The 21953-nt window shown below is 56.3% G+C and carries 19 protein-coding genes and 1 tRNA gene; 3 read left to right on the top strand and 17 right to left on the bottom strand.

Annotation, left to right across the window (positions count from 1 at the left end):
- Positions 1 to 79: 79 nt before the first annotated feature.
- The 8 genes from F4555_RS07985 to F4555_RS08015 form a co-directional block, all read right to left on the bottom strand.
- Entirely contained in the window at positions 80 to 1717 is a 1638-nt protein-coding gene (locus F4555_RS07985; protein WP_115325833.1) for a methyl-accepting chemotaxis protein, read from the bottom strand.
- A gap of 215 nt (positions 1718 to 1932) precedes the next feature.
- Positions 1933 to 2322, bottom strand: coding sequence for a 50S ribosomal protein L7/L12 (rplL, locus tag F4555_RS07990; RefSeq protein WP_004011648.1), 390 nt, complete (start codon positions 2320 to 2322; stop codon positions 1933 to 1935).
- Positions 2323 to 2415: 93 nt separating this feature from the next.
- Entirely contained in the window at positions 2416 to 2943 is a 528-nt protein-coding gene (gene rplJ / locus F4555_RS07995; RefSeq protein ID WP_004015245.1) for a 50S ribosomal protein L10, read from the bottom strand.
- On the bottom strand, positions 2930 to 3058 hold the full coding sequence (locus F4555_RS11315; protein WP_004015246.1) for a hypothetical protein: 129 nt from the start codon (positions 3056 to 3058) through the stop codon (positions 2930 to 2932). The genes rplJ and F4555_RS11315 overlap by 14 nt, the downstream gene beginning before the upstream one ends.
- 258 nt (positions 3059 to 3316) lie before the next feature.
- Entirely contained in the window at positions 3317 to 4156 is an 840-nt protein-coding gene (locus tag F4555_RS08000; RefSeq protein WP_004018140.1) for a hypothetical protein, read from the bottom strand.
- A 228-nt stretch (positions 4157 to 4384) separates the two neighbouring features.
- Positions 4385 to 5548 carry an ABC transporter ATP-binding protein gene (locus tag F4555_RS08005; protein WP_004018128.1) on the bottom strand — a complete coding sequence of 388 codons (1164 nt, stop codon included), beginning with the start codon at positions 5546 to 5548 and terminating at the stop codon, positions 4385 to 4387.
- Positions 5549 to 5619: 71 nt separating this feature from the next.
- Positions 5620 to 7362, bottom strand: a complete 1743-nt coding sequence (locus F4555_RS08010) for an ABC transporter permease (RefSeq protein WP_004018192.1) — start codon at positions 7360 to 7362, stop codon at positions 5620 to 5622.
- A 116-nt stretch (positions 7363 to 7478) separates the two neighbouring features.
- The gene (locus tag F4555_RS08015; protein WP_115325832.1) at positions 7479 to 8558 is read right to left on the bottom strand and encodes an ABC transporter substrate-binding protein; all 1080 of its coding nucleotides are present in this window, start codon (positions 8556 to 8558) and stop codon (positions 7479 to 7481) included.
- Positions 8559 to 8800: 242 nt separating this feature from the next.
- Between F4555_RS08015 and F4555_RS08020 the strand changes: the two genes are divergently transcribed.
- Together F4555_RS08020 and F4555_RS08025 are read left to right on the top strand one after the other, a co-directional pair.
- The gene (locus tag F4555_RS08020; protein WP_004018163.1) at positions 8801 to 9619 is read left to right on the top strand and encodes a sensor histidine kinase; all 819 of its coding nucleotides are present in this window, start codon (positions 8801 to 8803) and stop codon (positions 9617 to 9619) included.
- Positions 9606 to 10301, top strand: coding sequence for a response regulator transcription factor (locus tag F4555_RS08025; protein WP_115325831.1), 696 nt, complete (start codon positions 9606 to 9608; stop codon positions 10299 to 10301). The genes F4555_RS08020 and F4555_RS08025 overlap by 14 nt, the downstream gene beginning before the upstream one ends.
- A 68-nt stretch (positions 10302 to 10369) precedes the next feature.
- Here the strand turns inward: F4555_RS08025 and F4555_RS08030 are convergent, their stop codons facing one another.
- The 5 genes from F4555_RS08030 to F4555_RS08050 all read right to left on the bottom strand — a co-directional run bounded on the left by F4555_RS08030 (position 10370) and on the right by F4555_RS08050 (position 15171).
- Positions 10370 to 10564: a phosphatidylglycerophosphatase gene (locus tag F4555_RS08030; protein ID WP_221413450.1), complete on the bottom strand. Its 195-nt coding sequence runs from the start codon at positions 10562 to 10564 to the stop codon at positions 10370 to 10372.
- A gap of 63 nt (positions 10565 to 10627) precedes the next feature.
- Positions 10628 to 11323 carry a 50S ribosomal protein L1 gene (rplA, locus tag F4555_RS08035; RefSeq protein WP_004011640.1) on the bottom strand — a complete coding sequence of 232 codons (696 nt, stop codon included), beginning with the start codon at positions 11321 to 11323 and terminating at the stop codon, positions 10628 to 10630.
- Positions 11324 to 11340: 17 nt separating this feature from the next.
- Positions 11341 to 11769: a 50S ribosomal protein L11 gene (gene rplK / locus F4555_RS08040; RefSeq protein ID WP_115326116.1), complete on the bottom strand. Its 429-nt coding sequence runs from the start codon at positions 11767 to 11769 to the stop codon at positions 11341 to 11343.
- 321 nt (positions 11770 to 12090) lie between these two features.
- Positions 12091 to 13410: an MFS transporter gene (locus F4555_RS08045; protein WP_115325829.1), complete on the bottom strand. Its 1320-nt coding sequence runs from the start codon at positions 13408 to 13410 to the stop codon at positions 12091 to 12093.
- 114 nt (positions 13411 to 13524) lie between these two features.
- Positions 13525 to 15171, bottom strand: a complete 1647-nt coding sequence (locus F4555_RS08050; protein WP_255312862.1) for an MFS transporter — start codon at positions 15169 to 15171, stop codon at positions 13525 to 13527.
- 359 nt (positions 15172 to 15530) lie between these two features.
- Between F4555_RS08050 and F4555_RS08055 the strand changes: the two genes are divergently transcribed.
- Positions 15531 to 15615, top strand: a tRNA-Tyr gene (locus tag F4555_RS08055).
- Positions 15616 to 15819: 204 nt separating this feature from the next.
- Here F4555_RS08055 and F4555_RS08060 read toward each other — a convergent pair.
- The 4 genes from F4555_RS08060 to htpX all read right to left on the bottom strand — a co-directional run bounded on the left by F4555_RS08060 (position 15820) and on the right by htpX (position 21909).
- A complete protein-coding gene (locus F4555_RS08060) occupies positions 15820 to 16941 on the bottom strand; it encodes a UDP-N-acetylmuramate dehydrogenase (protein WP_103758645.1) in 1122 nt (373 codons plus the stop codon).
- Between the two features lie 16 nt (positions 16942 to 16957).
- Entirely contained in the window at positions 16958 to 19285 is a 2328-nt protein-coding gene (locus F4555_RS08065) for a hypothetical protein (RefSeq protein ID WP_004018161.1), read from the bottom strand.
- 140 nt (positions 19286 to 19425) lie between these two features.
- Positions 19426 to 20466 (bottom strand): adenosine deaminase, encoded by a 1041-nt coding sequence (locus F4555_RS08070; RefSeq protein ID WP_004011633.1) that lies wholly within the window; start codon positions 20464 to 20466, stop codon positions 19426 to 19428.
- A gap of 591 nt (positions 20467 to 21057) precedes the next feature.
- A complete protein-coding gene (gene htpX / locus F4555_RS08075; protein WP_004011632.1) occupies positions 21058 to 21909 on the bottom strand; it encodes a zinc metalloprotease HtpX in 852 nt (283 codons plus the stop codon).
- Between the last annotated feature and the right edge of the window lie 44 nt (positions 21910 to 21953).

The following is a 21953-nucleotide window of genomic DNA, read 5'->3' on the forward strand; positions in this document are numbered from 1 at the left end:
CTCACTTTCAGGAACCGGGCGCAGTGTGGTGCGGCGGTGACCACGGCAAGCACCTCATGAACCACAGCGAAAACGCTAGCTAGAAACGGAACTTTTCCATCTCGCCTTGCAAGCCAGTGGCCTGCGCCGAGAGTTCATCGGTCTTGGTCACCATATCCTCGAGGGTTGCGGAAGTGTGATCTGTGCCCTCCGCCACCGAAGCAATATTCTGGGCGATTTGCTGGGCACCCTCGGCGGCACTCTGCACCGAACGCGACATTTCGTTGGTGGTCGCGGATTGTTCCTCTACTGCGGCCGCAATCGTGGTTTGGAAGTCGTTGATACTGGAAATAATCGCAGAAATCCGCTCGATGGCCGACACTGCCTCGGCAGTGTCGGCTTGAATCTGGGTGATGCGCGAGCCGATATTCTCGGTGGCGTCCCCGGTTTGCGAAGCCAAATCCTTAACCTCGCCGGCAACCACCGCGAAGCCCTTACCAGCGTCCCCGGCACGGGCGGCCTCAATAGTGGCGTTTAGCGCCAGCAGGTTGGTTTGCTCGGCGATAGCGGTGATTTCCCTGATGACTTCCCCGACTTCTTTGCTGGACTCGCCCAGTTTAGCCACCACTTTGCTGGTCTCACTCGCGACTTGGGTGGCCTCGGCGGCAACCCGGGCGGCTTCAGCGGCATTAGAAGAAATTTCGCGGATAGAAGCCCCCATTTCTTCCGCGCCAGCAGCCACGGTTTGAATAGATTGGGAAACCTCGCCGGCAGCATTGGAAACCATTTCAGACTCACTGCGAACCTGGCTGGCGCCGGCCGCCGCCCCGTCAGCGTCTTGCTTCAACCCGGTAGCGGCCGCATAAACGCCACCCACCAGGGAAGATGACTGGTTAATCAGTTTCGCCACGGACTCTATTGAAGCGTCTAGACCCTGACAAATTAGACCCAACTCGTCTCGAGCCACGTATTCGGTACGATGGGTGAAATCCCCGGTTCCCATGGCTTTCACCACCACATTCACCAAATGCAGCGGCCGCTTGATCCCGCGATACAAAACTATGCCCAGGGTCAGCCCAATCCCCAAGGCCACCACCAGCAGCACGCCGATAATAATCATGGAGCTGAAACGAGTGAAATCCACGTCTTGTTTGCGTTCCAGTTCCAGTTGCGTGAAACGCTTCGTGATAGTGTCATAGGCCTTGTAATAATCCCCACGTGCTTTCTGGTAGGACTCCCCGGCCAAGCGTTTCGAGTACAATTCCCGGTCATCCACAATAGCGGCCGACACCAGTTCATCCTCCAAGACTTTCTGCCAGTGGTCGATAGCCGCGAAATACTGGTCCAGTTCCGCAACGGTTTTCGCTATCGGGTTCGCCATAATCTCTTGGCGCATCTTGTCCACATTGGCCTGCTTGGCTTTAAACCCGTCACGGAACTTGTTTTTTTCTTCTTGACTAGGCATCCCCAAGGTGAGCAACACGTCGGAACGGGTGGAAATTAAGGTGGCATCCATAGCCGCCATAGAACGCGAAAATCGGCTGACCTCCAACAGTCGATCCGCGTCATCCCCCAAGGCATTTACCTTGACAATAGAATATCCCGCCAGCCCCACCAGCAGAGCCAGCAAAACCGCGATCACTACAGTGAATTTCACAGAAAGCTTTAAATTAGCAAAAAAGTTATGTTGTTTTTTGGGATTTAATCCATTCGGTTCGATGGCTTCACCAGTACTCATGACGAGTCCTTTCTGAATTTTACGATTCGGAATTCGTATGCTTTTACACTTGCAACACCAGCCCCACCCCGGACAGTCACCGGCGACTTCCTGCAGCCAAGGCCTCAATGCAACAACTACAATTCTACAGCACGGATACTAAAGAAATACAACAAATAGGGCATAGAAAAGGGGGAGGTGCACACACCGCACCTCCCCCTAGCGACTCATGAACGTTACTTAACCGTAACCTCGGCACCGGCCTCTTCGAGTTCAGCCTTAGCCTTGTCAGCTTCTTCCTTCTTGACACCCTCGAGAATGGGCTTCGGGGCGTTATCAACCAGATCCTTGGCTTCCTTCAACCCCAGGCCGGTCAAGGACTTCACTACCTTGATTACCGGAACCTTGCCCGCACCCGGGTTCTCCAGGATTACGTCAAACTCGGTCTTTTCGTCGGCAGCGCCGCCCTCGTCGCCGCCAGCTGCCGGGGCAGCCACCGCCACCGCAGCCGGAGCCGCCGCGGTCACGTCGAATACCTCTTCGAACTTCTTTACAAAATCCGAAATCTCAATCAAGGTCATTTCCTTGAACACATCAATCAGTTCATCAGCAGTCATCTTAGCCATTTTGGCTTCCTTTCGGTTAGTTGCCGCGACGCGGTTCTATGGGTTTATTGGTTTATGCGCCAGCGGCGGGTTTGAATAAGTGGTCTGTTATTGTTACGCAGCCTTGGCTTGCTTTTCACGCAGCGCGTCGACGGTACGAACCGTCTTGGAGGCCGGAGCCACCATAACGGCTGCAGCGCGGTACATGAGCGCCTTGAGTACCCCAGCGGACTTCGCCAGCAATACCTCGCGAGATTCGAGGGACGCCAGCTTCTTGACATCCTCGGCGTCCATGACGTTTCCGTCCATGAGACCGCCCTTGACGACAAGCGCCGGGTTTTCTTTCGCAAACTTTGAAATCACCTTGGCGGCCGCAACGGGATCCCCGTCGTGTCCAACAAAAGCAATCGCGGTGGGGCCAACGAGGTATTCGTCGAGACCTTCCACCCCGGCTTCCTTGAATGCGAGCTTCGAGAGCTTGTTTTTGGCCACCGCATAGCGAACCTCGCCACCCAGCGCCAAACGCAACTCCTTCATCTGCTTTACACTCAGACCACGGTATTCGGTCAAAATGACAGCGGCAGCGTCCTTCGCGGAATCCGCGAGTGACTTCACCCCTGCAACTTTATCAGGCCGTGCCATGAGCCCTCCCTTCCGTGTTAGTGCCGGTCGCCTTGGTTTCTTCAGTGTCATGAGGTGCCATTTGTGGGGCGAGAAAAAGCCCCGCCGCAGGCGGGGCTTGGAGATGGCGACTCATGAAACAGAAAACGCAACCACAAAATCACGTAACCATCACAACACCCGGCAAGGGCGAGTCGCTCGATTCACAAACACAACCTGCGCAGGCTCAGCATTCACTGATTATCCATTCGGACCGGCGGTCTTAGGCCTGTCCAGTGTACCACCGGCACGGGTTTCTGCCCAAATCCAAGGTTGACGCGGGGCGCTTGGTCGTAAGTGGTGCGATTTCGGCCACATCTTCCTATATACGACGATGTGGCCAAAATCGCACCGGTTACGTTCCGAAAGTCCGGCACGGGCGAGGCAAACGCAGGTGCTCCTTTTTTCGCAAAATCCCCAGGAGCTGGGGTTTTACATCTTCCCATTCGAACCATATCTGGGGATAGCTTAATCGAGTTGTCACGAAACCCGCAGAGAAATTGGATAAATCTCGGTGGCAGTCGATATTGTGGTTCGTCTTGTTATCATGAAAGGCTCTGCTGTCACATTCAATAATCCACGATTGCCCTACCAGCATGTCCACCCATCCGCCGCTCGTTTTATGCTGGCTGTGAACCTTTACCCCTCGACGCTGGAAGAACAAGCGCACCCGAGTTTCACTTCCCGACTGGGATGACGGATCGAAGAAACGGTAGATGCGTTGCTTTTTAGATGGTAGTTCCTTTATCAGCATCTGAGCCCAGAACGGCGTAACCAAGGACTTTTGCACCGCCGATTCTAAAACGATTAATCCTGTTTCTGGGTCGTGGTGTCTCATAACTTGGCGTAGACAATCTTCTACACTGAAAGCAACCGTTTCTGGCAGAAAATCGTAGCGGTGGAACACTGTACTCTCCAGCTTCGGAATCGCGGCATTTTTGCCAAGTACCACATGTAAATCCCTGTCGGTCTGGGGCACCCAGACCCCGTACTCCTTCAGAGCGGATAAGCATCCCAAACGTCCACCGATTTTAAGGGCGCGAATCACATTCTGATTAGCTCCGGGAACAGCATACCAACCACGTTTTACCGGGATTAGATTGCCGCTCTTGACACTTTGTCGAATTTTAGGGTAAGTCCAGTCGTCCCCACGCATCTGAGTGAGGGAAGCAACTCCAAAATCAGGTAACAACATAGAGAAATTGTTGCCACAGAAAACCGACTTACTAAAAATTCGACTTTATTAGCTTGTGGAAAACCCTATAAAGACCACACCTGTGGAAAACTCTGAGTCAGCTGAGCCGCCAAGCGGCTCAGCTCTACGTCCCATTCCACCGGCGCTTAACGTAAGTGGTGCGATTTCGGCCACATCTTCCTATATACGACGATGTGGCCGAAATCGCACCGGTTACAACCACGGCAGTCAACTACCATCTTCGCCACGCAACAGCCAGGCTCGCTCCGTCTCGAAACTGACCGCCACTTTATCCCCTTCTTGGAAAGTCTTGTCTTCGTCGGGGTCAGCCTCGACGCAAACCACCGTACCGTAAGCGGTATCGACCTCGTATTCCACGGTTTCCCCATAGAACACAGCGGCCTGAACCGTACCCACCAACGGCGAGCTATCCCCCTCCGGCCGCTTCAACCGAATCGACTCGGGGCGAATCAACAAAGTCACATGCTGCGCATCCAAAGCCGAAGGGTGCGCATGCACCCGCACTTCCTGGTTCAAGGCCTTCACCGACACCAGCACGCCTTTACCCGTATCGTCACCGTCCTGAACCGCCGGTTTCTCCAGGATTTCTGCGGGAACAAAGTTGGCGCGCCCCACGAAATCCGCCACGAACACCGAGGCGGGACGGCGATAAATCTCTTCCGGGGTGGCAATCTGTTCGATGCGCCCCGCGTTCATCACCACAATCCGGTCGGACAGACTCATGGCTTCACTCTGGTCGTGGGTAACATAAATCGAGGTTATCCCCAGGCGGCGCTGCAAACGCCGGATTTCGGTACGCATTTTCACGCGCAGTTTCGCGTCCAGGTTAGACAGCGGTTCGTCAAACAGCATCACCTTTGGTTTCATCACCATCGCCCGAGCCAAAGCCACGCGCTGCTGCTGGCCGCCCGAAAGCTGATTCGGGGCGCGATCCGCCATCATCGTCAGGTTCATCGCGGTCAAAGCCACGTCGACGTCGTTATCCATCTGTTGTTTAGGCATTTTCTTTAACTTCAAACCGTATTGCACGTTTTGCCGCACACTGAGGTGTGGGAACAGCGCATAGGATTGAAACACCATCGACATGGGGCGTTTATTGGGGGGCAGTTTCACCATATCTTCCCCATCCAGCATAACTTTGCCGCTGGTCGCGTTTTCAAAACCGGCAATCATCCGCAAAGTGGTGGTTTTCCCACACCCCGACGGCCCGAGCAGGGTAATAAATTCTCCGGGTTTAATATCCAGGTTCACACGATCCACTGCCGTGACCCGGGCGTCACCTGCCCCAAAGGTCTTTACGAGGTCTATCAGTTGCAGGGCTCCCGAAGTCTTCGGGGTGCCTAGGGTTTCGTCGTTAGTTGTTACAGCCATGGTTTTTCCTTTTCGTCACAGTTCGGTTGTCTCGGGGGCTTTAGTGGGGTTCATGAGGTGCCATCTGAAATTCATAGCCCACTGCCTATCTGCGCCCCTCCGGGTGCTTTATCGCGCAAAATCAAGTTGATACCGCCAATAACAGTCATCACTATGACAATCAGAATCGTGCAGAAAGCAAAGGCGTTACCGAAACGTCCCGCATCCACTTCGGACAGAATCTGGGAGGTCATAATCTTGGTAGAAGGCGTGGTGATAAAGATAATCGGAGACAAAGTGGTCATGGAACGCGCAAAGGCGTAAGTCAAACCGGTCAAATACGCGGGACGAATAATCGGCAAGGTGGTGTGGATAAAGGTTTGCAACCCGGAAGCACCTAGTGAAGTCGAAGCCTCGTCAATCGCCTTGTCGACCTGTTGCAACGCCGCGATACCGGAGCGCTGCCCGGCGGGGGTGGAGCGGGAAATATAGACCAAAACGATGGCCATAGCGCCCCCGAAAATCGAGCCGCCACCAGCCAAAGCCGGCAGGAATTCCCAGCCCATAAACTGCACCGGGTGGTTGTAAGTCACCAGGTAGCCAATCCCGATAACCGTACCGGGCACGGCCATGCCCAACATGCCTACGAAGTCCATGATGGCCGCCCCGCGACGCAACTTTACCGCCACCAGCCACGCCAGGAGCATCCCCAGAATCCCGGCTATCGGGGTGGCAATCAAGGCCAAAATCGTGGTGTCTACCATGGATTTATTGCCAATCCCTGACAGGATATAAGCAAAGTTATCCAAGGTGAAGGTATTGTCCACCCCCAGGATATTCACGAAAGCCCCCACGAATACGGCGGTGTAAATCGTGATGATAAAAGCCGCCACCAGCCACGCCAAGGTGGCTAGAATCACCGAGGCCACCCGGTTTTCCAGCTGTTTGGGTTTACCGGCCGGTTTGCCGGTAACCGTCACGGTGGAAGTGCGGTTCGTCCAGTAGCGTTGCACCACGAAAACCAGCAAGGCCGGCACTAACAACAGCAAGGAATAAGCCGCGCCGGCAGCCGTGTTGTATTCCCCGTTAATCGCAATATAGGCTCGCGCGGCCAGTACGGTAAAGTCACCGCCTATCACCAAAGGGTTGGCCAAATCGGCGATGCCCTCTACGAAGAGCAGCAGGAAGGAAGCCGCGAACCCTGGAATCAGCATCGGGAAGGTCACGGTGCGAAACACCGTCCAGGCGTTTCCTCCCAGCGAGGCCGAGGCTTCCTCGGTGGCCGGATCCAAGGCCTTGAGCATTCCGGCCAGGTTCTGGTAGGCCACCGGAAAGAACGACAGGGACAGCACCAGGGTAAGCCCCGGTAGACCGTAGATGTGCCAGTCCAGCCCCAGAAGCTGGTGGGAAATGATTCCGCGCTTACCAAACAGCGTGATAGAGGCGGTAGCCACTGCGAAAGGCGGGGAAACAATCGGCAGCAAAGACAGCAAGTGAAGAATACGTTTCCCGCGGCACCGCACCTTCACTTGGACGAAAGCCATGAGGAAACCAATCACGGTTCCCACTGAGGCCACCATAACACCGAGGATTATCGTATTGGTGATTACATCCCGGTTGGTTTTAGAGGTAAACATCTTGCCCAAGGTCACAGCCCCGTCCCCGGACAAGGCTGTGGAAAGCACCTTGAACAAGGGTAATCCCACTAAGAAAAACAGGCCGACACTGACCACGGCTACCAATATCAAGGTAACTGGATCCGATTTAACCTTGGTTCTCTCCCGTTTTCGCGTGCCCCTGATTGCAGCCGAGGGCGCTGGCAAAGTTGCTGTCATAACAAATCTTTCCGACTCGTAAGTAATGTTTGCAGGGGAGCTAAATAGCCCCTCATGAATAGAGATTCATTGAAACCTCCAGGCGGGGCTGAGTTTACCCGCCTGGAGGTCACTGGTTATTCTTTCGGCTTTCCGGCAACTTCTTCGTCGAAACGAGCCGTGAGGCCAGACTTGGCTTTAGCGGAAGCGACGAAATCGTAGTCGACCAGTTTAATGTCGTCGAGTTTCGCCATTTTTTCGTTTGGTTTCGCGTCCGGATTGGTCAATACCTGGTTGGAGCCCACGGTTTGACCGATGTTTTGTGCCTCGGCGGAAATAGCCCAGTCGATGTACTGTTTCGCCGCCTTTTCATGAGGGGTATTCGCAACTAAGCCCACTCCCCCGATTTCATAGCCGGTTCCATCTTCGGGGAAGGACACCACGAGGTCTTTCATGCCTTCATCCTGGTATTTCACGCAGTCATGGCTGAAAACCAAACCCACCGCGACCTCGCCGCGCCCGGCAATCTGTCCCGGCGCAGTCCCGGACTTGGAATACTGCAACACGTTATTGTTCAGTTTCTTCATCCACTCCAAAGCCTGGTCATCCCCGCCCCGCAAAACGTGCTGCGTCCACAACGTGGTAAAGGCGGTGCCGGAAGTTGAAGGGTGCGCGGTGGAAACCTGTCCCTTGAGTTTCGGGTTCAACAAATCATCCCACTTCTTAGGCACGTCCACCCCCAGTTCCTGCAGTACGGTCTTGTTGGAGCAGAACCCCAAAACCCCCACATAGACTCCCGTCCAGTTATGATCCTTGGTATCCTTGTATTTGTCGGGAATTACCTTCGCGGAGGGGGAATCGTAGGAGGCCACCAGCCCTTTTTCGGCGGCCGCCCCGTAGCCATCCACCGGGCCGCCGTGCCACACGTCGAACTCCGGCTTGTCCTTGGCCGCTTCGAGACGCGCTACTGTTTCACCTGAAGACAGCCGCACGAAGGATGTTTGAATCCCGGTTTTCTCGGTAAAGGCTTTGGTCCAGGCCTGGCACAAGTCCTCCATAGCGCCACAAACCACAGTCAAGGATTCGGCCTTATCGCTGGAACCATCAGCTTTTTTGGATTCATTGCTGACTGGCCCGCAGGCGCACAGCCCGGCGAGTACGCCCAAAGCAGCCACGCCCACCGTCAGACGCTTAACTAGTTGGTGTTGCAATAACATAAGATTCTCCTTCAAATTTATCGAGACCCTTCTTTGGGTGGCGATTCCTCCGTCGAATCGCTTAAAACCATTATGCGGGACGAAATCCTTGGAGTGAGACACTTCTGAGTGGCAGACAGTAACAGCTTTGTTACTATTAATCCCGGGATTTCGGCGTCATAATACTCGGGAACCGCGATTTTACACAACTTCCCGGTCTATTATCATGTAAGAAGCTGCGGAAGGGAAAGGAGGGCATCTCGATGGCCTGGATACTAACCGGCTGCGGCCTTGTTTTTGCCCTGGTTTGCCTCGGTTTCGCCCTCTTTTTCCGCGCCAAACTGAGTAAAAGTCAAACCGAGCTGGCCTGGTTGCGCGACACCCATGAACAATACACCCGCAACCCTTCCATTTTGGCGCACGAGATTCGCTCCCCCCTGACCGTCCTGATTGGAAACTCAGAACTGTTGCAAGACAAGACTTTTGGTGAACTAAGCGAACGACAACAGGAGATGGTTTCCCGCATTGAAACCAATGCCCACCTATTGCAAGACATGGCCGAGGATTTTCTGACCGCCGCGCGCATAGATGCCGAACTATTCGAGTTGAAACTGCAAACCTTCGACATAGTCGGCTTGACCCGCCAAGTCGCCGCCGATTTAAGCTCAGCTCGCCACGCTAATGTGACGGTAACCCGACGCGGTCGCCCAATCTGGGTGCAGGCCGACCGTCGGCTCATCCAACAAGCCCTCAGTAACCTGATTAACAACGCTATAAACCACGCGGGAATCGATGCCCCGATTACGATTCGCCCATATCGCAACGACGAAGGCTGTGTCATTGAAATCAGTGACAGTGGTAGCGGCATGAGCGAGTCGGAACGCAAAAGAATCTTTGAGCCTTTCGTTACCGGTAACACTCGTCAGCCCGGGGCTGGGCTGGGGATGATGATTACCCAAAAAATCATCACCCTGCACCAAGGCCGGATTCTCGTCGATTCCATCACGCAGCATGGAACCACGATTTTTGTTGTCCTCCCATACGCCAACAGGAAGGGGAATTCCGACCATGAGTCAAACTGAAGCCTGGAAAGCCCTGGTACTCGACGATGACCCGCATATCGCCTCGGTGATTACTTTTTCGCTGGAAACCCGCGGATTCAGTTGGGAAACTGCCAGTACGGGACGCGAGGCCTGGGCGATGTTGCGCAAGAAACACTTTGACCTGGCGGTGCTTGATGTAATGCTGCCAGACATGTCGGGGGTGGACTTGACCCGGCGCATCCGGGCGGCTTTTTCTATCCCGATTATCTTGGTTTCGGCACTGGGAGAGGAATCCGAACGTATCGCCGGGCTCGAGGCCGGAGCCGATGACTACATCGTGAAACCGTTTTCCCCTCGTGAACTGGCGCTACGAGCGGAACTGGCCGTAAAACACGGCACCGGGGCAACCCCCAACGCAGGCTTAGTAACCAACGGGCCACTGTCGCTCGATTTGCAGTCTGGCAGCGCCGTTTGGGATAGCGAACGCCTGGATTTAACCGATATCGAGTTTAGGTTCCTGGTGGCGCTGGCCTCGCGGATTGGCAATGTGGTATCCATCTCTGACCTGCTAAACGAGGTGTGGCAAACCCAGGAAATCGCCGGGGGGCGCGACATGATTAAGTCCACGGTTTACCGGCTGCGCAAAAATCTGGCGGGGATTGCTCCCCCGGATTTGATTGTCAATGTGCGCGGTTTGGGGTACTCCATGCAAAAACTCTGAATTCATGAGGCGCTAGCGAATTCATGAGGCGCTAGCCGGGATTCCCGCCGTAAGTGGTGTGATTTATGTCACAGCTTCGTATTATGCGCGGACAAGACCGAAATCACCCCGGTTACAACCAGCAAAACCAACCAGCAAAACCAACCAGCAAAACCAACCAGCAAAACCAACCAGCAAAACCAACCAGCAAAACCAACCAGCAAAACCAACCAGCAAAACCAACCAGCAAAACCAACCAGCAAAACCGACCGGGACTCTGTCATAAAAATGTTTTGTGGCTCGGTTCCCCGAGCCACAAAACATTAGGCCTTTATCCTAGGATGTCCCTAAGCTTCTTTCTTTTCGGCCAAAGCCAGAGGAACCGAAGGACCCATGGTGGTAGAAACCGTAGCCTTGGTGATGTAACGGCCTTTCACAGTGGAGGGACGCAAACGCATGACTTCCTCGAATACTGCGCGATAGTTTTCCGCGAGTTTCTCGGCATCGAAGGACACCTTGCCCACCACGAACTGCAGGTTGGCGTGTTTGTCGACGCGGAACTCGATACGGCCGCCTTTAATGTCTTTGACGGCCTTGGCCACATCCATGGTCACCGTGCCGGTCTTGGGGTTCGGCATCAAGCCACGCGGGCCGAGCACCTTGCCCAAACGACCGACCTTGCCCATCAAATCGGGGGTGGCCACGGCCACATCAAAGTCGGTGTAGCCCTTCGAGACCTTTTCAATCAGCTCGTCGCCACCGACTTCGTCGGCACCGGCGGCCTGGGCATCAGCGGCCTTTTCACCCACTGCAAACACCAGGACACGCATGGTTTTCCCGGTGCCGTGCGGCAGATTCACCGTGCCGCGAACCAGCTGGTCGGCCTTGCGCGGATCAACATTCAGGCGCATCGCGACCTCGACAGTCGCATCAAACTTGGTGACCGAAGTCTCCCTGACCAGTTTGAACGCATCATCAACCGGATAGAGAGTATCGGGAAGAATCTTCTTCGCAGCTTCAACGTATTTCTTCGCGTGTTTCATTCTGATTCCTTCCCCTCTTAACCGACCGTCACACCCATAGAACGAGCTGTACCCGCGATAATCTTCTTCGCGGCCTCGATGTCGTTCGCGTTAAGGTCTTTCATCTTTTCTTCGGCAATCTTGGCGACCTGATCCCAAGTCAGGTTCGCTACCTTGACGGTGTTGGGGGTGCCGGAGCCCTTCTGGATACCAGCAGCCTTGCGAATCATCTCGGAGGCCGGAGAGGTTTTCAGCATAAAATCGAAGGAGTGGTCTTCGTAGACGGTGATTTCCACCGGCACAATCGAGCCACGCATGGATTCCGTCTGAGCGTTGTACGCTTTGCAGAATTCCATAATGTTCACGCCGTGTTGGGACAGCGCGGGGCCAATCGGCGGAGCCGGGTTGGCGGAACCGGCTTGAATTTGCAGTTTAATCAAGCCAATAACTTTTTTCTTAGGTGCCATTTTTGGGTCCTTTACAATGGTCAGTGACCGGCGGGTTTTCCCGTCGGAGTTCCCCTTGATACGCGCCCCACCAGCGGGTTTGTTTCCTCGCTGGGGTTCGCTCCCCTGGGGTAGTGCGCCGCGAGTGCGCACAAGGTTTCATTCTAGCGCTTTCCTTGCGGTGGGGGTAATTTTGCGGGTTCATGAGGTGCCATCCGGGATTCCCGCTAAGCATCACGGACACATAACGAAGATTTTCGCCGAGGGCGAAAATCCAAAACCAATCCTGACCTGCGGGTTTACAACGCGTGGTACCTTATTCCCTGGCTTATGAACCCATAACTACGGACGCGGCCGGGGCAACACCGCCAAAACCGCGTAAAACCCCAGCAGCACCGCGAATCCTGCCTGCAACCCTACCAGCCCCAGCAAAACTCCCAACACTACTGGGGTTCCCAAGGCACCGAAACCGGAAAGCACCTCGATAATCGCTGCGGCTCGATGGGAACGAATCCCCGGCATTCCACTAAATTCCGAGGCGCTAATCGGATAGAGACAACTGGCTCCCACCCCGGAAATAAAGAAACCCAGCACCGCTATCCACACGACTGGAACGTAGGCCGCCAACGCGGTTCCCCCCGCTCCAAGACCCAAAAAGACATACCAGGCCATCCAGCGATGCGTGAAACCGGCTCCGCCTAGGCGCCCCAGCGCCATTCCCACTGCAAAACTGGTAGCCAAACCCGAGGCCGCCGCCAGTGACACATCCAGTTGCGTAAAACGTGTCACCGCCCAGGCATAGACCGCGAACTCCACCCCGCTTTGCAGAATCAGACGCAGAATCTGGCAATAAAACAGCATCGAATGGCCACGCCGAGTGGGCTGGCCGAACCGGCCGGGTAGCTCACTTTGACCGGGTAGCTCACTTTGACCGGGTTGACCGGGTTGCTCAGTTTGACCGGGTACCGCTGCGGATTTCGCGACGGATTCATGAGGCGCCATCGAAGCCGACGCTCTCCCCGAATCCAAGGCCGGTACGGATTTCTCGACCGACGCCGGGGAATCCAAATGACCCCTCATGAACACCGCAAACGGCACCGCCGGAAGCCGCCACGCCATCACCAACGTCGGAGCCACCACCAACATCACAAACCAAACCGTCAAACGCCCCTGACCCGGAAACAGCCGCTCCACCAGCGCAAACAACACCGTAGTAGTGATAGAAACCAAAGAGGCAACCCCCACCGTCAAAGCCAGATTCTTGCCCCCCTCGGCACCAATAAAAGTCCCCGCTGCGGCCGCCGACAGCATCGTGCCACCCAAAGCCGCCAAAATTACCCCAGCCAAAGCAGCCGCCACATTCGGACTCCACGCCACCAAAACCGTTCCCAGCACCACCAACAGCGGCGTAAGACGCAAAAACCACACTGGCCCGAAACGCAAACCCCACGAGGACACCAGGCCCGCCACCACCATCGCCACCCCGAAAGCCGAACCCAAGGGCGCCAGTTGCGCCACGCCGACCTCCAAGTCCCGAGACAAAGTGGCAATCAGCGACCCGGCGGCGGTCGCATAGAAACCACCCATCGCTCCACCAACCGCCAAGGGTGGCAACATTTTCCTTTGGTCATGCCAGATTTCATAGGCCAGGGAATTTTTCATAAACTCACCGAATCACTTTACTTGTCGAGAATCATCAAGAATTTTCAAGAATTGCCAATAATGTCAAGAACTGCCGAGGCCTGTCAAAAGCGGGCAAGGCCGGTCGGGGAAAACTTACTGTGCCCCGCCGGGACGATCGGTTTTACGGCGCTTGGGGTCAATCGCCCAAAACACAATCGCCAAAACCAGTGAAATCGCCGCGAAACCAGCCCCGGCAACGAAAACCACCAGATAGGCCAGCGCCCAATCCGCAGCCACCGCCGGTTTAATCGTCCCAGCGGCCAGCTCCGCCGCAATCGTCACCGCCCCCGAATCCGTAACTGGCTTTACCCCCGTGGTCATCCCAAAGAACACCCCGGTCAAAATCGCCGAGCCTACGGCGGTAAGAATCCGCTGGGCGGTTTGCTGAATCCCCCCGGCAATCCCCCCGTGTGAGGCCGGCACTTCCAACATGGACTGGGTCTGGTTCGAAGACCCCATCGCGCCTTGGCCAATGCCCAACACCGCCATACCAATCGCGATGAACCACACCGGATAGCCGTGCGCATACAACCACCCCATCGCCCCGGTTATCAACACGCCGGTAACCATAATCGCCAGCGACCAGGCCTGAATCGCCCGACCGTGCTCAATCGTGTAGCGCGCCACCACAATCGAGGTGAAACCGGAGATAATCGCGCCGGGCAGTCCCATCATCCCCGCCACCAGCGCGGAAGTCCCGAAACCCACCTGGAGGTAAATCGCGGTCACCGAAAACACCGAGGTCAACCCCAGGAATTGAATCGAACCAATCGCGGTGCCGAAACTGAAAGTCTGGATGCGAAACAGGTTCAAATCCACCATCGGGTAGCGTCCCCGCGCTTTGTATCGTTTTTCCCAAAAAACCCAGCCAACCAGCACCGCCAGCGCGGCTGGCAGGAACAAATATCGCCACGGTGTGCCAGTGGTCACAAACGGCAGCATTGTCCCCAACACCGCCGCCCCCAGCAGGGTCATCCCTACCGGATCCAGGTCGACTTTTTGACGTTTGGGGGGCTTGTGCCCCACTTTCGCGGCCGCCGCAATGTCACGTTCCAGGGCTTCCCGACGGGCGCGGCGCGCAAAAATCCGTTCGCGTTTAAACGGCAACCACAGCAGCGCCAAAACGACGCAAATCCAACCCAATGGCAGGTTTAGCGCGAAGGTCAGCCGCCAGCCCATCTCGGGTCCGAAGGTTCCCGCCAGTAATCCCGCCAGGGACGGCCCCGTCGCCACCGAAGCCGACAGTACCAATCCCATCAAGGCATATGCTCGGGCGCGGGCTTGACCGTCAAAGTACTGCTGGATGATTCCGGCGGTTTGCGGGCTAAAGATCCCGGCCGCCAAGCCTTGGGCGACCCGCATCCAATCCAGCATCGACCCATCTTTAGCCAACCCGCACATGAAAGAAGTCACCGCAAACAAAAAAGTGCCAATCGTGAACACCAAGGACCGCCCGTAAAGGTCGCCAATCCGCCCCATCGGCACCATAGACAGCCCGATTGCCAGCATGTATCCCGAAATCACCCATTGGACTTGCTGCGGGGTGGCATCAATCGATTCCGGCAGCATCCCTAGCGCCACATTCACAGAGGAAACCTGGAGTAGCGTGAGGAATAACGCGACCAAAATCACGGCCAGAATCAAGGAAGTGCGGTATTTTTTCTGGCTGCCCGGCACGGTTACAAACCGGGGGTCACCTGGGTTTTCGTCGGGTTGTGGGGTCTGTGTATCTTTGGTCATGTATCGCCTCTTCCATTTCATATTGTAGGGGACGAGGCGTTTTTTCCGCATCCGGGTTGCCGGCGGGGCTCCGGCGGACGCGGGGTTCCGGGTTCCGCCGCATGAGGCGCCAGCCCAAATCCCCGGCGGGGTTCCCATCCCTAACCGTGAAAATGGGGGGTGCCTTGCCTCAGACGAGTAATGCAAGCCAGTTTTCCCGCCATTAGGAACCCTCCTTAGAGGGAAAGACCCACCTATAATCGCCAGCTGTCCCAAATTTTGCGATTTGCCGGATAGATTTGGTAGTCTTATGTGGCGTTCTTGAAGAGTTTCAAGAACGCCAGTTCGAGAAGGCTCGCTAGCCGAGTCGGATTGAACCCGGCGGGTTTCCCGAGTGGCCAAAGGGGACTGACTGTAAATCAGCTGCGCAATGCTTCGGGGGTTCGAATCCCTCACCCGCCACCACTCAAAACGTTGCAATGAAGCCAAAGCTTGTGTTCTAATAAACCTGGACACACCGTCAGGACATACGTGGGACATAAGAGAAACAGTTTTCGTCTTTTAAGCCCTTTATTGAGAACGCTTGAGAACAAGACAAGCCCCTGACCTGTGGTTTTACCCAACCAATTATCCTAGCAAAACCCTTATGTGTCCATAACTAATTCCGCGCTAAAGCATTACCGGTTCGGGAACCAAGGTCAGTCCAAAATGCTCGTTGACCTGGGCGATTACATAATCCCCAAGTTCGCGAATCTGGGCGGCGGTCGCGCCGCCCAGATTCGTCAAGGCCAGCACGTGTTTACTGGAAACCGCCGCCCGCGAACCCGGCAACGCAAAGCCTTTCTCTATCCCAGAATTACCAATTAGCCAAGCCGCCGAAAGCTTCACCGCGCCCGCGTTGGCCACCGGCCAACGCGGCGCCTCTGGCGTTAGCCGCGCCAACACCGGCGCGGCTAACGCCACCACCGGATTCACAAAAAACGACCCCACCGACCAGGTGTCATGATCCGCCGGATCCAAAATCATCCCCTTAGACCGACGCAAATCCAAAACCGCTGCCCGCAGCTGGCTCAAGGGCACCCGCGCCCCGGTTTCCACCCCCAAATGCCCCGCCAACTGCCCGTAAGCCACCGGCACTGACAAATCAGAGCGGCGCAATATCAAGTCGACTTCCAACACAACCCAACGCCCAGTCGCCCCCCACGAAGCCCGCGAACGCTTCAAAATGGAATCCCGATACCCCAACCCCAGCGTCGCGCGCGACAGATAGCAAACCCGATTCAACTGCCGATCCCACGCTACCACACCCAGCAGGGCACTAGCGACCTCTCCGCCATAGGCTCCGATGTTTTGCACGGGAGCCGCCCCGACCGTCCCAGGAATCCCCGAAAGCATCTCGATACCGCTAAGCCCTTGCGCCACCGTGTATTCCACCAGTCGATCCCAAATAACCCCCGCATCGGCTCGCAGCAAAACCGTGTCGGGCGGGAAACCGGCGGGGTTAGGGAAGTCTTTGGGTAAATCCACATCGGAGGGCCAGTCCATCGGGTCATTGACCACCGACACGTTCGTGCGGGCATCTTGCACCACCAAGCCCTCGAACATTGCGTCTGGCGGCACCAAATTCGACCCCCCGCCCAGCATCAGCAACTCGACATGCGACCGGTCAGCCGCCGCTACAGCCGTGGTCAAATCACCGCAATCCGTGGTCTTGTAAAACCGTTTCATCGACCCGCCGAGCCGCAGCGTGCATAGTTTCGCAAAATCGGGTGGCGGAACAATCTGAGCCATATTTCTCTCGTTTCTGTCAGCCCTTCCAGCCGGGGTTTCGGGAACCGGAAGGAGCGTTTGGGTTGGGGAAGCCGGGTTCATGAGGGGCCTGCCCGGGATATTGGCTAAAACCACCCGACTCGGGCCGTGAAAAATCACCAGAATATCCCGATTCGGGGGAACCACCACCCGGGCTATCCCCGGGATATCCCGGGGAATAGCCCGAGCGCGGGGCAGCATAATCCGGGTACGACCCGTATCCCCCAGAACTGTATCCAGAGCCACCCTCGAAACTATACGGGTCGCCACCCTCGAATCCCGGCTGACCCGGGGTATCACCTGGTGGCGGGGTTTCGGGCTGACCCCTCATGAAGTCGGAACCACCCGGAAGCTGCGCGGGGCGAGAAGCAGCCTCGATATAACCCGCCGGTCCGTCGAAACCACCCGACCCGGGCGAACCAGCGCCCGCACCGTAGTCAGCGTATTCCCCCGAAGACATCCCGTAACCCGGGTAACCATAACCCCCATACATGTAGTATTGCGGGTCATATCCGTATTCCCCGCCATAAGAATCGTAGGAATTGGGATACCCCGCCTCCCCGTACCCCATTGAACCGTAGGCACCGTATCCGTAAGCGGGATCGACATACATCGAATCGCCGTAGGCGGGGTCGCCGTAAGCACCCCCATAACCCGGGTTACCATAGCCGTCGCCCATGTCGCCGTAACCCAAATCGGCATAGCCATAGGGGTCATAACAGTTATAGGTTTCGTATCCGTAGCCTCCGTATTCATCGGGATAACCGGGGTAACCGTAATACCCATAGGCTTCCATGGCGCTTTGCTGCATCGCGGCCATCTCGGACATTTGTTTTTCCTGAAGCTCTATCTGTTCCTTCTTTTCGTCGTATTCCTCCCAGGCCGCGATGGTTTGCTGGTCAAGCCCCACTACCGAAGTCGCCTCGGTTTGCCCCAACAAGTTACGCAGATTCTCGTCAACTTCCGCTTCGGCTCCCTCAGCTTCGTCCGGCTCGTTTTCCTCGCCGCCTCGCCCCAAGCCAAAACGCCCCCACCAGTTGGAAGACCCGGCCTCGTGCTGGGTTTCAACCCGAGCTAAATTCGAGGCCACGCCTTCATTCAAGCGGGCGCGACGCTCGGCCAGGTCTCGAATAGCCTCGCGGATTTCACGCAAGCCCTCGACTTCTTCAACCGACAGGGACATCCCGGCACGATCCGCAATTCGTGCCATATACATGTACGCCGCCAAGACTTCATCCGGCGAGGATCCCGTCCCCGGGGCGGTCAGCTCCTCGCGCGGCGGGGTCTGAGAGAAAATCGCGGCCAAAAAATTCTTGGTGGGTCGCGGCGTGGAACCCGCGATAATCTCGTCGTCATCCATCCCCAACAAATCCTGGAAGTTCTTGAGACTAAACAAATCCGGTTCGCGTTTTACATCCAGCACCCGCGTCTCGATATTCTTCATCAAGCGTTGCGAAGGATTGCGTTTCCCAACCAATACCCACGTCGGAATCAAAGCCAACACCAAAGTCACCAGCGACACCGCCCAGCTCAACACGAAAGACAGCGCCGCCAAGACAAAAGGTGCGCTTTCGTACTGCAACTGTGCCAAAAACTGTAGGCAGCGCGATACCCCCGCCCCCAGGAATACAGTGGAAATCTGTTGCACATGCCCCAAGTCGACTCGACGCAGCTGCATGTCAATCGCCAGCGGCACCCCCGGAACCGGGGGTCGCCTAGAGATTTTAGTCTGGATATAAATCGACATCCCCAGGAAAAAAAAGCCTTCCACCGTGTAGTAAAACACCGTTTTCACAATTTCGCTGGCACTGACCGAAGACGTGGCCGGTTTGAAAAACAATCCCCCCACTACTAGCGCGAACTCGGTGCAAACCCAAATCATCATCACCACGACCCACACCCGCAACCGAATCCGCGGTGAGACAATCCACGAACGGCGGGGGAACCAGTGGGTGGGACGCGGAAACCATATGTGTACCGAAAACAGGTGCGGCAACAGATACGAAATCCCCACCACCATCACCACCATGGTCGACATGGCGTTGGCGGCGACATCCGAAATCAGCCCCACGGTATTCAGCCAGGCCAACACGGCGGGTGCCAGCATCAGTGAAATCAGGGCAAACGCCAGCGCGATGTGAAATACCCACTGTTGCTGGGTGATGGCTCGCCGGTGGTGTATCGGCATGGCACGCGGCACATGCGGACGCGCCACCACAACAATCACGAAAATCACCAGGATAAACGGAATCGGCCCCCAAGTCACAAACAGTTGAATCAGCCACGACACCACATTGGATGGGGCACTCAACCACTCTGAAAACACTGTTCGCTCCTTGTTTAAATACGCGGCTCGGCTGTGAGGAGGTGCCCATCCGGGCAGGTCATCGAGTTGGCGGTTTCGGCTTCATGAGTCGCCATCCGGCAATCCCGGCGTATTCCGTGCCGCTTAACTGATTTTATCGCCTAATTGGTGCCGGGCGGACATTTTAACCAGTCATCAATTTCGGCTTCCAGTCGTTTCTTAGTGGAGTCACTGGCTAGCGAGGCTTTTACCGAAGCCTTCGCCAGCGCAGCCAGCTGCGCATCGGCTAGTTGGTGCTGGTCACGAGCAGTGGCGTATTGGTCTAGCAGCCGCGAGAGGAACAGCAGCGGGTCGTCCGCTCCCAGCGCAATAGTAGCCCCGGCTTGGATGAGTTTCGCCAGCGGCACATCTTTCAAAGTATCATACACCCCCAGGGACACATTCGAAGCCGGGCAGACTTCCAAGGCAATCCCCTGGTTGACAATGGATTCTAGGAGTGCCGGGTCTTCGGCCACCCGCACCCCGTGTCCAATCCGACTAGGATGCAAATACTGCACCACTTCCCGGATATGATCTGGTCCCAATAGTTCCCCGCCGTGCGGCACCAGAGCCAAACCTGCACGCCGGGCAATTTGGAAGGCCGGTTCGAACTGAGCCGTGTTCCCGGCGCGTTCATCGTTAGACAACCCAAAACCAACTACCTGACCCGGCTGATCCCCCGCGTAGCGCACCGCCAGACGCGCCAGAATCCGCGCATCCAGCGGGTTTCGCATCCGCGAAGCCGCCACAATCACCCCGACTTCCACCCCGGTCGCGGCGGTGGTAGCTTTGGCTTCGTCCAGGATTATTTCCAACGCCGGGGTCAACCCGCCCACATGCGGGGCATAGGACGTGGGGTCAACCTGGATTTCCAGGTGCCGTGACCCTTCCGCCGCGTCGTCTTCGGCCGCCTCGCGGATAATGCGGCGCATAATAGTTTCCGAATTCACGAGGTGCCGGGCCAAATCATAGGATCGTTGGAAACGGAACCAGCCGCGTTCATCGGCCGGAACCCTAAGAGGGTCGCCCGAACCCATAAACTTCGGCAGCCGTGTCCCCTGGGTTTCGGCTAGCTCCCGCAAGGTTTCGGGGCGCATCGCGCCGGTAAAATGCAGGTGAAGGTGCGCTTTGGGCAGTCGCCGCAGGTCTCGCTTCGCTTCCATCCCTCCAGCTTACCCGGTAAATTCCCCCACTCACCGCCCGCTTCCCATGCTCCCTTTCCCTTCTACGCCCAGATTTCCTTGCAGTTTTCTTTCCCCCTACCCCGGCAACGCTCACTTCTCTTCGCGACGCTTCCCCGGACGCTCGGTGACTCGCGAGTGCTTTTTCGCTCGGTGCACGGTTCGGCGGCGGTTCGAGCTAATGGGGCCCCGCTCTGTTTTTCTAGGCAACAAGTTGCCAAGAAAAACTACGAGCACCCATAGGCTCTTCACCGTCCGCCTTCCCCGCGCGCCTTCGCTTTTCCTCAGCTACGTATTTCTTCCGTGCCTTCACCCCGCGCGTAACGACGAAGCGTTGGGAGTGCGCGCAGCGAGACTGAGGGGGGAGACTTTTGCTATAATTTATAGCAAAAGTCGGGGGGAAGCTTCCCCCGCCGTCTCGCTAGCGTACTCCCCGCAAGTCGTAGCGCGGAATATCTAGAAAAGAAGGGATGGGAGCGAAGCGCGACAGGACGGCTGGCCGCAAAGCTAAGGGAAGGCCGGGAAGGGAGATTTGGGCGTAAATTTCGGATGGCACCTCATGAAGCCGCCGGATTAGTAGCCAGCCATTTTTTCGAGGCGACGGATGCGCTCGTCCATCGGAGGATGGGTCGAGAACAGGTTTTTGACGTTGAAGGGGTTCGCAATCATCATCGAGGAAACCGTCTCGCGCTGTGGAGTGGAAGGCAAAGGGGTGCTGGCAATCCCGGTTTCCAGTTTCTTTAGAGCCGAAGCCAAAGCCAACGGGTCGTTCGCCAGGCGGGCGCCGTCCTCGTCCGCATCGAACTCGCGGGTTCGCGAAATCGAAAGCTGAATCAAGGATGCCGCGAAAGGAGCCACTAAAGCCAACAGAATCCCCATCCCGCCATTGCCTTCCCGGTCGCGACCGCCCCCGAAAAACAGGGCAAACTGGGCAATCGAAGTAATCACCCCGGCAATTCCCGCCGCCACCGAGGAAGTCAGAATATCGCGGTTATAAACATGGGACAGTTCGTGGCCAAGAACCGCTCGCAATTCGCGCAGTTCCAACAAATCCATAATCCCCTCGGTTACACACACCGCCGCATGTTCGGGGTCACGTCCCGTCGCGAAAGCATTGGGAGTTTTGGTGGGGGCAATGTAGAGTTCCGGCATGGGCTGCCCGGCCTGGGTAGCGAGATTTTGTACTATTTGGTACAGTTCGGGGGCTTCGGCCGGGGACAACGGGCGCGCCGACATGGCACGCAAAGCAATCTTGTCCGAATTCCAATACCCCACAGCGGTTTGAACCAGCGCTATCGCCGCGAAAACCAAAATCCACACGGCACTGCCAGTACCGCGGGCAATCAAAGCCCCCACCGCTAGTAACACCATCCACAGCACGCCAATCAGCGCCGCAGTTTTCAACCCGTTGTAATGTTTGGTCACGTCTTTATGCTAACAGCGCGGCGCAAAAAGTGCCCAGGAAAGAA

Origin of the sequence: Mobiluncus mulieris, from assembly GCF_014204735.1 — a bacterium.
Lineage (GTDB): Bacteria > Actinomycetota > Actinomycetes > Actinomycetales > Actinomycetaceae > Mobiluncus > Mobiluncus mulieris.